This window comes from Rhizobium sp. CIAT894 (assembly GCF_000172795.2).
In the GTDB taxonomy this organism is placed as follows: Bacteria; Pseudomonadota; Alphaproteobacteria; order Rhizobiales; family Rhizobiaceae; genus Rhizobium.
On sequence record NZ_CP020947.1, the window covers coordinates 4,051,898 to 4,065,731 of the forward strand.

15 protein-coding genes are annotated in these 13,834 nt (G+C 62.5%); 6 read left to right on the forward strand and 9 right to left on the reverse strand.

The window, feature by feature from the left end:
• Window positions 1-108 precede the first annotated feature (108 nt).
• A complete protein-coding gene (locus RHEC894_RS19905; RefSeq protein WP_010069656.1) occupies window positions 109-744 on the forward strand; it encodes a VUT family protein in 636 nt (211 codons plus the stop codon).
• Between the two features lie 9 nt (window positions 745-753).
• Here RHEC894_RS19905 and RHEC894_RS19910 read toward each other — a convergent pair whose 3' ends face one another.
• The 5 genes from RHEC894_RS19910 to RHEC894_RS19930 all read right to left on the reverse strand — a co-directional run bounded on the left by RHEC894_RS19910 (window position 754) and on the right by RHEC894_RS19930 (window position 6,279).
• On the reverse strand, window positions 754-1,320 hold the full coding sequence (locus RHEC894_RS19910; protein ID WP_085738561.1) for an AAA family ATPase: 567 nt from the start codon (window positions 1,318-1,320) through the stop codon (window positions 754-756).
• Between the two features lie 81 nt (window positions 1,321-1,401).
• Window positions 1,402-2,421 carry an esterase-like activity of phytase family protein gene (locus RHEC894_RS19915; RefSeq protein ID WP_010069658.1) on the reverse strand — a complete coding sequence of 340 codons (1,020 nt, stop codon included), beginning with the start codon at window positions 2,419-2,421 and terminating at the stop codon, window positions 1,402-1,404.
• A 23-nt stretch (window positions 2,422-2,444) separates the two neighbouring features.
• Complete coding sequence (cobT, locus tag RHEC894_RS19920; RefSeq protein WP_085738562.1) at window positions 2,445-4,346, reverse strand: cobaltochelatase subunit CobT; 1,902 nt, start codon at window positions 4,344-4,346, stop codon at window positions 2,445-2,447.
• Between the two features lie 13 nt (window positions 4,347-4,359).
• Complete coding sequence (gene cobS / locus RHEC894_RS19925; RefSeq protein WP_085738563.1) at window positions 4,360-5,352, reverse strand: cobaltochelatase subunit CobS; 993 nt, start codon at window positions 5,350-5,352, stop codon at window positions 4,360-4,362.
• Between the two features lie 309 nt (window positions 5,353-5,661).
• Entirely contained in the window at window positions 5,662-6,279 is a 618-nt protein-coding gene (locus tag RHEC894_RS19930; protein ID WP_085738564.1) for a J domain-containing protein, read from the reverse strand.
• A gap of 102 nt (window positions 6,280-6,381) precedes the next feature.
• Between RHEC894_RS19930 and RHEC894_RS19935 the strand changes: the two genes are divergently transcribed.
• Complete coding sequence (locus RHEC894_RS19935) at window positions 6,382-6,666, forward strand: BolA family transcriptional regulator (RefSeq protein ID WP_206427880.1); 285 nt, start codon at window positions 6,382-6,384, stop codon at window positions 6,664-6,666.
• 41 nt (window positions 6,667-6,707) lie between these two features.
• On the opposite strand, the gene RHEC894_RS19940 is transcribed toward RHEC894_RS19935, so the two are convergent.
• Genes RHEC894_RS19940 through RHEC894_RS19950 form a run of 3 tightly spaced genes read right to left on the reverse strand, consistent with a single transcriptional unit; the run spans window position 6,708 to window position 9,735 of the window.
• Window positions 6,708-8,021, reverse strand: a complete 1,314-nt coding sequence (locus RHEC894_RS19940) for an HlyC/CorC family transporter (RefSeq protein WP_085738565.1) — start codon at window positions 8,019-8,021, stop codon at window positions 6,708-6,710.
• A complete protein-coding gene (gene aroB / locus RHEC894_RS19945) occupies window positions 8,018-9,148 on the reverse strand; it encodes a 3-dehydroquinate synthase (RefSeq protein ID WP_085738566.1) in 1,131 nt (376 codons plus the stop codon). Before aroB ends, RHEC894_RS19940 begins: the two co-directional genes overlap by 4 nt.
• Entirely contained in the window at window positions 9,145-9,735 is a 591-nt protein-coding gene (locus RHEC894_RS19950; protein ID WP_085738567.1) for a shikimate kinase, read from the reverse strand. The genes aroB and RHEC894_RS19950 overlap by 4 nt, the downstream gene beginning before the upstream one ends.
• Window positions 9,736-9,883: 148 nt before the next feature.
• Between RHEC894_RS19950 and RHEC894_RS33070 the strand changes: the two genes are divergently transcribed.
• From RHEC894_RS33070 to RHEC894_RS19960, 3 genes are all read left to right on the forward strand, one after another.
• On the forward strand, window positions 9,884-10,060 hold the full coding sequence (locus RHEC894_RS33070; protein ID WP_089152721.1) for a hypothetical protein: 177 nt from the start codon (window positions 9,884-9,886) through the stop codon (window positions 10,058-10,060).
• A 5-nt stretch (window positions 10,061-10,065) separates the two neighbouring features.
• Window positions 10,066-11,019, forward strand: a complete 954-nt coding sequence (gene xerD / locus RHEC894_RS19955; protein WP_085738568.1) for a site-specific tyrosine recombinase XerD — start codon at window positions 10,066-10,068, stop codon at window positions 11,017-11,019.
• Between the two features lie 62 nt (window positions 11,020-11,081).
• Window positions 11,082-12,035, forward strand: a complete 954-nt coding sequence (locus tag RHEC894_RS19960; RefSeq protein WP_085738569.1) for an acetyl-CoA carboxylase carboxyltransferase subunit alpha — start codon at window positions 11,082-11,084, stop codon at window positions 12,033-12,035.
• A gap of 279 nt (window positions 12,036-12,314) precedes the next feature.
• Here the strand turns inward: RHEC894_RS19960 and RHEC894_RS19965 are convergent, their stop codons facing one another.
• The gene (locus RHEC894_RS19965; RefSeq protein WP_245339484.1) at window positions 12,315-12,779 is read right to left on the reverse strand and encodes a limonene-1,2-epoxide hydrolase; all 465 of its coding nucleotides are present in this window, start codon (window positions 12,777-12,779) and stop codon (window positions 12,315-12,317) included.
• A 78-nt stretch (window positions 12,780-12,857) separates the two neighbouring features.
• Between RHEC894_RS19965 and RHEC894_RS19970 the strand changes: the two genes are divergently transcribed.
• On the forward strand, window positions 12,858-13,775 hold the full coding sequence (locus RHEC894_RS19970) for an AraC family transcriptional regulator (RefSeq protein WP_010068988.1): 918 nt from the start codon (window positions 12,858-12,860) through the stop codon (window positions 13,773-13,775).
• Window positions 13,776-13,834 lie beyond the last annotated feature (59 nt).

Consider the following 13,834-nt stretch of genomic DNA (forward strand, 5'->3'; position numbering starts at 1 on the left):
CTTCTTCCCTTCTTTCATACGGTTTCAAAAGGCTTGCACGGATAAAACCGGTCAGGCCTTTTGCTTTGCCTGAGCACTCCAACTGGTGGCATCACCCAGGATAAAAAAATGCTGAAGACCCGCTATACGATCGCCTATGTCGCCCTGATGACGCTTGTCGTCGTCGCTTCCAACTTCCTCGTCCAGTTTCCGCTGAACGCCGAAGTCGCCGGCATCAACCTGGCCGACATCCTGACCTGGGGCGCCTTCTCCTACCCGGTCGCCTTCCTGATCACCGACCTGACCAACCGCCAGTTCGGCCCGCAGGCAGCCCGCAAGGTCGTCTTTGCCGGCTTCGTCGTCGGCGTGACACTGTCCTTCTTCACCTCGGTGCCGCGCATCGCCATCGCCTCCGGCTCCGCCTATCTCGCCGGCCAGTTGCTCGATATCGCCGTCTTCAACCGCCTTCGCCGCCAGGCCTGGTGGCGCGCGCCGCTCGTCGGCTCGCTGATCGGCTCGGCGCTCGATACGGTGATGTTCTTCTCGCTGTCCTTCGCCGCGTTTTTCGTCTTCCTCGGCCCGAACGAACCCTTCGCGCTGGAAGCCGCTCCCATCTTCGGCGTCTTCGCCACGGAGGCGCCGCGCTGGATTTCCTGGGCGCTCGGCGATTTCGCCGTCAAGATGATCGTCGGCCTCGTCATGCTGCTGCCCTATGGCGCGCTGATGAACGTGCTGCGGCCGATGCAGGCCGCGCGCGCCAGCTGAGCAACGAGATCACCGACGCCGCCGGACAGCCCCGGCGGCGATCGCAGGATGAAGCAGCACCCCTGCCGTCAGATCGTCGATCTCCCGCGATGAATCGAGCCGCAGCACCGGCCCGGTCTGCGTTTCCAGCCATTGTTCATGCGCCGCCAGACTGCGCCGCTCGGGGCCCGCTGTATCGTAACTCGCCGCCCATTCCATGAATTCTCTGCTTTTGACTTCCATGTCGCCCCCCGGCCCGATCCTCTCTCCGTATCGGGCGACTTCCCGCGCACGGATGCGCGCCATCCGGAGTTCCGGCTCGATCCTGAGGAACACGATCAGATCGTAGAACGGCTCGAGCGGCCCGCCCCATTTCAGCGCGGAGCCGGAGAGCACCCAACCGTCATGGCGCGCCGCCGTCTCGAGAAGCAGCCGAATGCGCTCGTCGGCATCCCTTGCCGTGGTATAGGGCGGCTCGGTCGGCAGCCAGAAAAAATCGTCGGTGTCGAGATGGGCGATATCGAGCTTTTCGGCAAGCGCAAGGCCGAGCGATGTCGTGCCGGAACCGGACGCGCCCATGACATGGATATGCACGATGATTTCCCTCCGATAGCGGCGACGGGACGAAGGCTCAGATTGGCCGACCGCGGTTCAATCCGATAGCCAAAGCGTATGACATCAGTCTGACGCGGCCTGCTTCACATTGTCGGAAAGTCGGAATTCCAGCATCAGATTGCGCTGCAGGATCGAATGGTTGTCGTCCGAGATCAGGATGAGATGGGTCGAGCCGTCGGCGGCCTGGAAAGTGTCGAGCCCTTCCATATTGTCGATCTGCGAATTGAAATCGCCTTCGAGCAGCAACTCACCGTCGACGACGGCGCCGGGTCGGATATCGGCGCCCTTGATGCGCCGAAGGCGCATGCCGATACCTTCGGCCATGTTGAAACGCCGCTCCAACAGCAGCAGGTCGCCGTTCGGCAGGAAGGCGCCGTCGGTGACGTCGAAGCTGCCGTCGCGTGCGACCGCAAACTGGCCTTTCAGCGGCCCGCTCAGAATGGCCGCCAACCGGTTGCCGTCACGGTCGAGACCACGTTCGGAGACGATGACCACGCCGCCCTTGAGCGGGCTCGATGCGGGCGCGACAGTGATGGTTTCGATACCACGGTTGTCGCTCAGCATCTTGCGCGGGATGAGGATCGGCAGAGTGCCGATGGCGCGCGATTGGGCAAAGCCGGGATCGGGATAAACGTCGACGCGATGTTCCTGCTCGAAGGAGACCAGAATCCGGTCGCCGTCGAACGCCAGGCCCTCGGCATCCATATAACCCTTGCCCTCGAAGCTGCGTCCGGCGCTGTTCTTCATCGGGGTGATCTCGACATTGGAAAGGCCGGAAAGCCTGCCCTTGACGTCGCGCTCGATGCTGCCGGTCAGCCACTGGCCGGTATCGAGCACCACGACGAAATGTTTTTGATCCGGCCGGAAGCGGATGGAGGAGAGCGAGCCGAACAGCGCTTTGCTGGAGACCATCTCCAGCCCACCGAGAAATTCCAGCGAGCCGAATTGCATCTGCGAAGAGCCGATCCTGAAATCGGATATTTGCCGGCTAATGACAGGCACGTCGCCGGCCCATGATGGGGAAGCGCCGGCAGCGATGCAGAGAAGGATCGACGCCACACGGCGGAGGCGCTTGCCTATCATTCCCGACGTTTCCCTGATTGGCGTCAGCCGGCGCGACGAAGCCGGCCGCCGCGTGGCTGGGTGGATTGATCTTCGAACAGCGAGGCAAGCTGCTCGGTCATCGCGCCGGCGAGCTCGTCCGCATCGACGATCGTCACGGCGCGGCGATAGTAGCGCGTCACGTCGTGACCGATGCCGATTGCCAGCAGTTCCACCGGCGAGCGCGTCTCGATCTGTTCGATGACGGCGCGCAGGTGCCTCTCGAGATAATTGCCCGGATTGACCGACAGCGTCGAATCGTCGACCGGCGCCCCGTCCGAAATCATCATCAGGATACGGCGCTGCTCGCGGCGCGCCAGCAGGCGATTATGCGCCCAGATCAGCGCTTCGCCGTCGATGTTTTCCTTGAGCAGGCCCTCGCGCATCATCAGCCCGAGATTGGCGCGTGCCCGCCGCCACGGCGCGTCGGCCGATTTGTAGATGATGTGGCGCAGGTCGTTGAGGCGGCCCGGCGTCTGCGGCTTGCCGCCGGCAAGCCAGCTTTCCCGCGCCTGCCCGCCCTTCCAGGCCTTGGTGGTAAAGCCGAGGATCTCGACCTTGACGCCGCAGCGCTCCAGCGTGCGAGCGAGAATATCGGCGCAGGTGGCGGCGACCGTGATCGGCCGGCCGCGCATCGAGCCGGAATTGTCGATGAGCAGGGTGACGACGGTGTCGCGGAACTGCGTGTCACGCTCCATCTTGAAGGAAAGCGCCTGCATCGGATCGATGATGATGCGCTGCAGCCGGGCCGGATCGAGATAACCCTCTTCCAGGTCGAAATCCCAGGAGCGGTTCTGCTGCGCCATCAGGCGGCGCTGCAGCCGGTTGGCCAGACGCCCGACCGCGCCCTGCAGATGCGCCAGCTGCTTGTCGAGGAAGGCGCGCAGGCGCTCCAGCTCGGCCGCATCGCAGAGTTCCTCGGCGGTGATGATCTCGTCGAACTCTTCGGTAAAGACGTGATAATCGACCTTCTCGTTGAAATCGGAAAAAGGCGTGTTCGGACGGCGGGTCTCGCCCGGCGTTTCCGAATCGTCCTCGCCCTCTTCCATCATGTCGTCGTCGGAGATTTCGGCGCCTTCGGTCTCGCCGTCCTCCATCTGCTCGTCGGCGACTTCGCTGTCCTCGACCGGGGCGGCATCGGTGCCGGCATCCTCGTCGACCTCGTCCTGATCCTGCTCGTCGCCGCTCGGCTGGTCTTCCTGCTCCGATTGGTCGTCATTGTCGGCGTCGCTGTCGTCATCGCCGTATTCCTCGGCCATTTCCATGGCCGACAGCATGTTACGGACGACCTTGGCGAAGGCCTGCTGGTCGTTGATCGCGCTCGACAGATTGTCGAGCTCGGACCCTGCCTTCTCCTCGATGAAGCCGCGCCAGAGATCGAGCACCTTGCCGGCGGAAGCAGGCGGGCGCTGGCCGGTCAGCTTCTCGCGCACCATCATTGCCACGGCTTCGCCGACCGGCGCGTCTTCCTGGCGCTCGATGCCGGTGAAATTCGCCTTGGAATATTTCTCTTCCGTCATGGAGCGCAGGTTGGATGCCATGCCTTCCATGCGCAGCGCGCCGATCGATTCGACGCGCGCCTGCTCGACGACGTCGAAGATTGCCCGGGCGTCCGAGCCCTGCGGCGCCATCGTCGAATGCACCTTCTCGTCATGGCAGGCGAGACGCAATGCCATGGAATCGCCAAGCCCGCGGGTGACCGCCAGCTCATGCGCCGTCGGCCGCTTGGAAAGCTCCGGCAGACGGATGCGCTCGCCGGTCATGCCCGGCCGTTCATTGGCGAAGGTCACCTCGACATCGCCGTCGCCGGCGATCGAGCGCACGCAGCCGGTTATTGCCCGGCGCAATGGCTCGACGTCGACGGGCGCGCCGGGCTTTGCTTTCGAATTGTCACCGCGAGCTGCCATGATCGGTAGGGCCTCAGGCTCCGAGAACGATATTGGCAGCACTTTCCTTCAGCTCGACGCCGAAGGCGCGCTGATAGTGCTCGGCGACCAGCGGACGCTCCAGTTCGTCGCACTTGTTGAGGAAGGTGACGCGGAAGGCGAAGGCGAGGTCACCGAAGATTTCGGCATTCTCGGCCCAGGTGATGACGGTACGCGGGCTCATGACGGTGGAGAGATCGCCGTTCATGAAGGCGGCGCGCGTCAGATCGGCGACCCGCACCATCTTCGAGACGGTGTCGCGGCCGTCCTTGTCCTTGCCGAAGCTCTTCACCTTGGCGGCGACGATATTCACTTCGTGATCATGCGGCAGATAGTTCAGCGTCGTCACGATCGACCAGCGGTCCATCTGTGCCTGGTTGATCTGCTGCGTGCCGTGATAGAGGCCGGTCGTGTCGCCGAGGCCGATCGTGTTGGCGGTCGCAAACAGACGGAAGGCCGGATGCGGCCGGATGACGCGGCTCTGGTCGAGCAGCGTCAGGCGGCCGGACGATTCGAGCACGCGCTGGATGACGAACATCACGTCGGGGCGGCCGGCATCATATTCGTCGAAGACGAGCGCGACATTGTGCTGGTAGGCCCAGGGCAGGATGCCGTCCTTGAATTCGGTGACCTGCAGCCCGTCCTTGACGACGATCGCATCCTTGCCGACGAGATCGATACGGCTGACATGGCTGTCGAGGTTGATGCGCACGCACGGCCAGTTGAGGCGCGCCGCCACCTGCTCGATATGCGAGGATTTGCCGGTGCCATGATAACCGGAGATCATCACGCGGCGGTTATGGGCAAAGCCTGCGAGAATGGCGAGCGTCGTCTCGCGGTCGAAGAGGTAGTCGGGGTCGAGGTCCGGCACATAGGCGTCGCCCTTGCTGTAGGCGGGAACGCGGATGTCGGAATCGATGCCGAAGGTCTCGCGGACCGAAACGGTGGTATCGGGCAGTTGTGAAATATCGAGGTCGATCTTGCTCATCATGTCTCCAAGGCGGGTGATGCCACCCGGCCATACTGTCTCAGGCCATGTCGCAACCGTGACGCCGCGATTTTATTCCGCGCCCGTCCAGGTCGGAACGTCGGCGATACTTCTCCGGGACTGAAACGAAACCTCGGCGGGATAATGACCGCATGCGAGCATTCTTGAAAGAGTCCCGGACAAGAAACGCCGCGTCCGGAAGGTCGGCGGAGGCGATGTCGGGAAAACGCACAAATATGAGCCGCGTTTGCCTGCGGCCTCAGCCGATTTGGACCATACCCGATTGAAGCCCAAGAGCAAGGACGGGAATTAACAAAAACCGTTCTGCTTCAACAATTGATAGGCCTGGATGACGGCGCGGAAACGCTCTTCCGAGCCGCGGTCGCCGCCATTGGCATCCGGATGGTGCTTCTTGACCAGTTCCTTGTAGCGGCTCTTGATCTCCGCCGAGGTCGCACTGGCGTCGAGCCCCATCGTATCGAAGGCCTTGCTTTCCAGCGATTTCAGCTTGCGCGCCTGGGGAAAACGCGGACCACTGCCCTTGCCGCCTTCCTTGACGAAGCCGAAAGGATCGCGAACCCGCGAATAGGCGCCGGAGCGGACCTCCGAATGCAGCGGGCTGTCCTTGGCCGACTTGTTGACGCCGACTGTCCATGTCGGCCGATGGCCGGTGATCGCCTCTTTCTGATATCGGGCGATCTCGCCGTCGGAAAGACCGGAGAAATAATTGTAGCCCTTGTTGTAGTCCTTGACGTGCTCGAAGCAGAACAAAAAGAACTGGCCTTCCGCATTGCGTCCGACAGGAGCGCGATGCGAACCTTTTTTGTCGCAGCCGTCCCACTGACAGGTAGGCGGCGCCTGCTCTGTCTCCTGCTCGCGTTTGCGGCGTGTTCGGATGCGATCGAAATATTTGGAATCAAGTCTCATGACGGCGCTAATTATGAGGCTGTCGCGACGCGACAACAAGAATTGACAAACGGGTTTGTTGCTGGCTTGGTGGGAACCCTTTTCGCGAAACAGCAAGACCGAATGATGACCCTGCGAACCCGCATCGAAGAAAAACTCGTTGAAGCCTTCGCGCCCGACCGCCTGAGCGTCATCGACGAAAGCCACCTGCATGCCGGTCATCAGCCCGATATGACAGGCACCGGCGAAACCCATATGCGGGTGAGGATCGTCTCCGTCAAATTCGCCGGCATGTCGCGGCTGGCGCGCCACCGGGCGATCACCGAGCTGTTGAAACCGGAACTCGATGCCGGCCTGCATGCGCTGGCCGTCGAACCGGCAGCCCCTGACGAACCGACCCGCTGGTAACACAGCCTATATAAGACCGATCGCCCGCGATCCAAGCCGGATCACGCCGGTTTTGCGCCGTCTTCCCCGGCCGGGCGGATGCGCAGCTTGGTGATGCGGTTCTTTTCCCGCTTCATGACCACGAAACGCTTGCCATAGAAGGTGAAGGCCTGGCGCTCTTCCGGGATGATCATCGATTCATGGATGACGAGGCCGGCAATCGTCGTCGCCTCCTCGTCGGGCAGATTCCAGTCGAGCGCCCGGTTGAGATCGCGGATCGGCACGGCACCGTCGACGACAACCGAACCGTCGGCCTCCTGGCGCACGCCCTGGATCGCGATATCGTGCTCGTCGGAAATATCGCCGACGATTTCTTCGAGAATATCCTCCAGCGTGACGATGCCCTGCACCTCGCCATATTCGTCGACGACGACGGCGAAATGCTGCTTGCGCCTGAGGAAGGCGTTGAGCTGATCTTCGAGGTTGGTGCTGTCGGGCACGAACCACGGCTTCTGCGCGATCTTCACGATATCGAGGTTCTGCGGCTCCATGAGCGGCTCGGCAAGTGCGCGCAGCAGATCCTTGGCGTGCACGACGCCGATGATATTGTCGATCGTGCCGCGCCACAGCGGCATGCGCGTATAGGGGCTTTCGAGAATGGCGCGCACCACCGCCTCGGGCGGATCGTCGGCATTGATCGCCCGCATCGCCGTGCGGTGGACCATGATGTCGGAGAGTTCGAGCTCGCCGAGATCGAGCACGCCGCCGAGACGGTCGCGGTCGGCCTTCACCACCGATCCCTCGCGGTGCAACAGGTCGACGGCGCCGCGCAGTTCCTCATGCGCCGTCAGCATCGATACCTCCCGCGAGAGGTTGATGCCGAACAGCGCCAGGATCCGCCGGACGATCGCGTTGACGAAGGAAGAAACCGGGCCGACCACGAGGACGAAGAGTTTGACCGGCAGCGCGACGGCAAGGGCGAAGCGGTCGGGCGTCGAAATCGCCCAGCTCTTCGGCAGCACTTCGGCGAAGATGACCAGGATGACGGTCATCGCCAGCGTCGCGAGCGCCACGCCGGAACTGCCGAACAGCCCGAGGAACAGGCTGGTGGCGATCGAGGAAGAGAGGATATTGGCGAGATTGTTGCCGATGAGCAGCGCGCCGATCAGCCGGTCGCGCCGCTCGATCAGCTGCCGGACGAGACCGGCGCGTTCGTCGCCATTGACCTCGAGTGTGTGGATGCGGCTGCGTGAAACGGCGGTCAGAGCGGTTTCGGAGCCGGAGAAGAAGGCGGACATCAGCACGAGCGCCGTGATCGAAAGGATCTCCGGCCAGTATGTCGCGAGAAATGCCAGCGCGCCTTCGATCGTCGTCAAGGATGTTTTTCCCGGAGAAAGCTGATCACTTCGGAGGCAGGAACGTCATCGGCGACGAAGGACTGGCCGATGCCGCGCGTCAGGATGAAGGTAAGCTTGCCGCTCTTGACCTTCTTGTCCTGCGCGATCGCGTCCATCAGCGTTTCGGCCGGCGGCAATTCGCCCGGAATCTCGGACATGCGGGTCGGCAGACCGACCTCCTTCAGGTGCCGCTCCACGCGCCGCGCATCGTCGGGGCTTGCGAGATTCATCCGCGCGGAGAACTCATGGGCCAGCACCATGCCGATCGAAACGCCCTCGCCGTGCACGAGGCGGGAGCTGTCATAGGCTGTCGCCGCTTCCAGCGCATGGCCGAAAGTATGGCCGAGATTGAGCAGCGCCCGCTGGCCGTTCTCGCGCTCGTCGGCAACGACGACATCGGCCTTCGCCTGGCAGCTGGCGGCAATCGCCTCGATGCGTGCCGAGCCGCCCGTAAAAACCGCTTTCCAGTTGGCTTCCAGCCAGGCGAAAAAATCCGGCTTGTCGATCAGCCCGTATTTGGCGACCTCGGCATAACCGGCGCGGAATTCGCGCTCGCTCAGCGTATTCAGCACATCCGTATCGGCCAGAACCAGGTCCGGCTGGTGGAAGACGCCGATCAGATTCTTGCCGTGGCGGGAATTGATGCCGGTCTTGCCGCCGACGGACGAATCCACCTGCGCCAGCAGCGAGGTCGGCACCTGCACGAAGCGTACGCCGCGCCTGACGATGCCGGCCGCAAATCCCGAGAGGTCGCCGATGACGCCGCCGCCGAGCGCGATGACGCAATCGTTGCGCTCGACGCGAGCTTCGAGCACCTTGTCGCAGGCCGTCATCAAATGCTCGAAGCTCTTGGTCTTCTCGCCGGCCGGCAGCACGACCTCGGCCGCGGCGATGCCCGCTTCCTTCAGACTGGCGATCAGGGCCTCGAGATAAAGCGGCGCGACATTTTCGTCGGTGATCACAGCCGCCTTGCGGCCCTTGAGACGCGAGGCGATTTCGGCGCCGGCCCGCGCGATCAGCCCCGGGCCGATCAGGATGTCGTAGGCGCGCTCGCCGAGCGGCACATGCACCGTCTGGACTGATGAGGCGGAGATTGTCGCATTCATGACGCTGCACTTTCCTTCTGAGCTTCGATCACCGCCTTCAGCACCTCGTCGGCCATGATTTCCTTGCGCACATCGCGCGAGAGCACGGTGAGATCGGCCTGCGCATAGATCGGATAACGCGCGTTCATCAGGCTTTCGAGCGTCTGCTTCGGATTTTCGGTCTTGAGCAAGGGCCGGTTGTCGCGCTTGTTGACGCGCTCCCAGAGCACGTCGAGATCCGCCTTCAGCCAGACGGAAAGGCCGCCCCTCTTGATATGTCTGCGCGTCCGCTCGTTGATGAAGGCGCCGCCGCCGGTGGAGACGACCCGCGGCCCGCTCTTGACGAGCCGCTTCATCACCCGCGTTTCCAGCGCCCGGAATTCTTCCTCGCCATAGGCGGCGAAAAGTTCGGGGATCGTCATGCGCGACACCCGCTCGATTTCGTGATCGCTGTCGATGAAGGGAATGCCGAGCTGGCTGGCGACGATGCGCCCGACGGCGGATTTTCCTGCACCCATCAGGCCGACGAGGATCAGATTGCGTGAACCGAGCGCGGCGCGAGCTCTGTCTTTCAGGCTGTCAGCAACGGTCAGCAGTGGTTCACTCATCGGTCCATTCACACTTTGTTTGCAAACCGTATCGACAAATGCAGGTGGAGCGTCAAGTCGCGGACAAGGGAATCGTGGCTTGAAGAGCGCTTCTTGCACTTGCAGATACGCTTCTTATAACAGAAGCAAAGCATGAAGGAGTTGCCGGATGCCGACCCTGTTCCGTTTTCTGTTCTTCTGCGCGATCCTCGCCGGAACGGTCTACGGAGCCATGTGGGCGCTCGTGACCTTCGTCGAGCCCGAGCCGCGCGACGTGACGATCCGCATTCCGTCCGAGCGGGTCAATCCGCCTGCGACCGGCGCGATCGACCCGGCCAGGAAGTGAGCGGCATGAGAGATCTCGGTCACGTCCACGTGGAATCCTTCCTGGAGATGATGAGCGCCGAGCGCGGCGCGGCCGCCAACACGCTGCAATCCTATGAGCGCGACCTCGACGATGTCAGCGCCTTCCTGAAGGAACGCGGCATCCGGCTGACCGAAGCCGCCTCCGCCGATCTCGCCGCCTATCTCGCCTCGCTCGCCCGAAAAGGGTTCAAACCCTCGTCGCAGGCGCGCCGGCTTGCCGCCATGCGGCAGTTCTACAAGTTCCTCTATGCCGAGGGCCTGAGGACCGACGACCCCACCGGCATTCTCGACGCGCCGAAGAAGGGCCGCCCGCTGCCGAAAACGATGGGGGTCGAGGAGGTCGGCAAGTTGCTTTCACAGGCGGAGACCGAGGCGCAGGATGCAGCTCCGGGCCAGCTGCAGCGCCTGCGCATGCTGGCGCTCTTGGAGCTGCTCTATGCCACCGGCATGCGTGTCAGCGAACTGGTTTCGCTTCCCGCCCGCGTGCTCGACCAGGAAGGCCGTTTCCTGATGATCCGCGGCAAGGGCAACAAGGAGCGGCTGGTGCCGCTGTCGCAATCGGCGATATCGGCCCTGAAATCCTACGGGCGCCTGCTGGCGGCGGAAAATGCAGCGGTGAAGGATCCGCAGGAAAGCCCGTGGCTGTTTCCCGCCGCCTCGAAGGAGGGCTACCTGCCGCGCCAGGTTTTCGCCCGCGACCTGAAGAACCTGGCGATCCGCGCCGGGCTGACGCCGTCGATGATCTCGCCGCACGTCATGCGCCACGCCTTCGCCAGCCACCTGCTCGCCAACGGCGCCGACCTGCGCGTCGTGCAGGAACTGCTCGGCCATTCGGACATTTCGACCACACAGATCTACACGCATGTGCTGGAAGAGAGGCTGCAACAGCTCGTCCAGACACATCACCCCCTTGCCAAACAGGCGAAAAAGCACGAATAGGACCGGCGACAAGGGGCGGAGCCAGGAAAACGCCCCGGGCACAAGGAACGGAAACGCACCTCATGCACAATTATCTCGACTTCGAAAAGCCGATCTCCGACCTCGAAGGCAAGATTATCGAGCTGAAGAAGCTCGCCACGGAAGACGAGAGCATCGACACCACCGATGAGATCGGCCGGCTGGAGGTTCGCGTCCGCGAGGCGATCGTCGAAATCTATTCCAAGCTCAATCCCTGGCAGAAGACCCAGGTCGCCCGCCATCCGCAGCGCCCGCATTTCGTCGACTACGCCAGGACGCTGTTCCAGGAATTCACGCCGCTCGCCGGCGACCGCAAATTTTCCGAGGATGCCGCGATCCAGGCCGGCCTTGCCCGCTTCCGCGGCCAGCCCGTCGCTGTCATCGGCCAGGAAAAAGGCAACGACACCAAGACCCGCCTGAAGCACAATTTCGGCAGCCCCCGTCCGGAAGGTTACCGCAAGGCGATCCGCATCCTGGAGATGGCCGATCGTTTCGGCCTGCCGGTGATTTCGCTGGTCGATACGGCAGGCGCCTATCCCGGCGTCGGCGCCGAAGAGCGCGGCCAGGCCGAAGCGATCGCCCGTTCGACGGAAATGTGCCTCGGCGTCAAGGTTCCGCTCGTTTCCGTCGTCATCGGCGAAGGCGGCTCGGGCGGCGCCATCGCGATTGCCACCGGCAACAAGGTCTATATGCTCGAGCATTCGATCTACAGCGTCATCTCGCCGGAAGGCGCCGCCTCCATCCTCTGGCGCGATTCCACCCGCGCCCGGGAAGCGGCGACCAACATGAAGATCACCGCCGAAGACCTGAAATCGCTCGGCGTCATCGACGGCATCATTTCCGAGCCGCTCGGCGGCGCCCATCGCGATCCCGACAGCGTCATCGCCGCGACCGGCGATGTGATCGCCAATGCGCTCGGCGAAATGGCCTCCCGTTCCGGCGAACAGCTGCGCAACGAGCGCCGCCAGAAGTTCCTCAATATGGGCCGCAATCTCTAGAACAGGATGATTTTGGGCCGGATCAGCCTAAAACCTCAATCCCGTTCTAAATTAGGCTCAGGACTTATAAATTTAGTTTGATATGTGATCCTGTCCTCCGACAGGAGGTCCCTGACGGGTGATTTGTCTCTGCCGAGCGCGCGCCGGATGGCGCGGATATCGCCGTTCTTCCCGCTGTGGCGCGGATTCCGCAGGTCGATGACCGGCGGGTGGGCGCGTTGTGTTGAGCGCGGAGGCAATAATCTCCGCGTCCAGCCCCATCATTCGCAAGTCGGCGTCTCAGCCGGCAGAGAACTTTTGGACGGCGGTAACGTCGAAATAGTCCCGCCACTCGACAATCTTGTCGCCCTCGAGCTCGAAAATGCCCATGATCATCACGCGTCCGATTTCACTGCCGTCAGCACGCTCGAACCGGTCGAGCCTTTCGGTGAGAACGCGAGGTCCGTCGGCGGCAATCGCGTGCATGTCGATATGAACCGTGGAGATGCCCATCGACCTCTCCAGTTCGTCGATCATCGCAATGGCCTCTTCGGCGCCCTTTGTGACTGAAACGCCTTCGTTGACCCAGCGCGTGTTGGGTGTGAACCAGCGACGGACGGCTGGCCTTCCACCGTCTTCAAAGAACGTTGCGCAAAACGCCGAAACAGTTTCGATTGGGGTGGGCATGGCAGTTTCTCCTAGACCATCAGAAGCCCCGATGGCCTCTGTCTTGGCCCGATAATAGGGTTTGAACCCCAATGCCACGATGCCGAAACCTCCGCCACTCTTGCCTGATCTTCCGGAATGATTGATAGAACTGGGCAATCGGGTTAGAATGGCTCAATGAGCGAACTCGACAAAATCCGCGCCATCGCGATGCGCCACGCCGGTCGTCCAAGTCTTAAATTGCCGAGATTGTTCGCTTACACGCTCGACCATACAACCGAGATCGACCCGCTGATTTACGATCCTGCGGCGTCCTTGGTGATCCAGGGCACTCAGCGCATGTTTATCGGCGACAAGATGTTTGAGTACGGTCCTGGTCAAAGCATGATCGTTGCGGCCGAGATCGCTGCGTTGGGCCAGGTCTGTGAGGCGTCACAGGATAGACCGTTTGTCGCAGTCGGTCTGTTTCTGGACCCGGCTCTGTTGTCGGATCTCGTACTTGAAATGGCTGCGATACCCGAGTTGCCGATTGAATCGGGATATGGCGTGAGCACCGCGAGCGCGTCGCTCCTGGGCGCTTGGGGAAGACTGCTGGAACTACTCGACCGCCCAACCGAAATCCCGGTCATCGCACAGTCTCTGGAGCACGAGCTCATGTTTCGGCTGCTGATGGGGCCGCACGGCGGCCTGCTTCGTCAGATTGCCGGATCTGACTCGCGCCTGATGCACATCCGAAAGGCCATGGCTTGGATCCGCGACCATTACACCGAGCGCCTCAATTTCAAGGCGGTCGCCGCGCTCGCGGGCATGAGCGTATCCGTTTTTTACGACCGCTTTAAAGCCGTCGCCGCCGTCAGCCCGCTTCAGTATCAGAAGTATATCCGGCTCCACGAGGCCCGCCGTCGCATGATCGCGAACCAGGCGAGTGCAGCCGAGGTGGGGTTCGCGGTCGGCTATGAAAGCGCCTCGCAGTTCAGCCGTGAGTACAAGCGTCTCTTCGGAGCGCCGCCGGGTCAAGACACCGCGAGAGCGAAGGCAGGCTTGGGGGGCATTAATCCGCCAAGATCGCTCGGTGCTCGGCCAGATGTTGCTTGAAATGGCGGCCGTAGTCTCAACCTACGGCTACGACGACACTCTCTCGTAAATGGACTTCT

Bases quoted from the DNA above. Each gene is read 5' to 3' on its own strand.
- RHEC894_RS19950 (WP_085738567.1), bottom strand. From the start codon at position 9,735: ATGAGTGAACCACTGCTGACCGTTGCTGACAGCCTGAAAGACAGAGCT.
- RHEC894_RS19960 (WP_085738569.1), top strand. From the start codon at position 11,082: ATGCACAATTATCTCGACTTCGAAAAGCCGATCTCCGACCTCGAAGGC.
- cobS (WP_085738563.1), bottom strand. From the start codon at position 5,352: ATGAGCAAGATCGACCTCGATATTTCACAACTGCCCGATACCACCGTT.
- aroB (WP_085738566.1), bottom strand. From the start codon at position 9,148: ATGAATGCGACAATCTCCGCCTCATCAGTCCAGACGGTGCATGTGCCG.
- RHEC894_RS19930 (WP_085738564.1), bottom strand. From the start codon at position 6,279: ATGAGACTTGATTCCAAATATTTCGATCGCATCCGAACACGCCGCAAA.
- RHEC894_RS19970 (WP_010068988.1), top strand. From the start codon at position 12,858: ATGAGCGAACTCGACAAAATCCGCGCCATCGCGATGCGCCACGCCGGT.
- cobT (WP_085738562.1), bottom strand. From the start codon at position 4,346: ATGGCAGCTCGCGGTGACAATTCGAAAGCAAAGCCCGGCGCGCCCGTC.
- RHEC894_RS19935 (WP_206427880.1), top strand. From the start codon at position 6,382: ATGATGACCCTGCGAACCCGCATCGAAGAAAAACTCGTTGAAGCCTTC.
- RHEC894_RS19915 (WP_010069658.1), bottom strand. From the start codon at position 2,421: ATGATAGGCAAGCGCCTCCGCCGTGTGGCGTCGATCCTTCTCTGCATC.
- RHEC894_RS19905 (WP_010069656.1), top strand. From the start codon at position 109: ATGCTGAAGACCCGCTATACGATCGCCTATGTCGCCCTGATGACGCTT.
- xerD (WP_085738568.1), top strand. From the start codon at position 10,066: ATGAGAGATCTCGGTCACGTCCACGTGGAATCCTTCCTGGAGATGATG.
- RHEC894_RS33070 (WP_089152721.1), top strand. From the start codon at position 9,884: ATGCCGACCCTGTTCCGTTTTCTGTTCTTCTGCGCGATCCTCGCCGGA.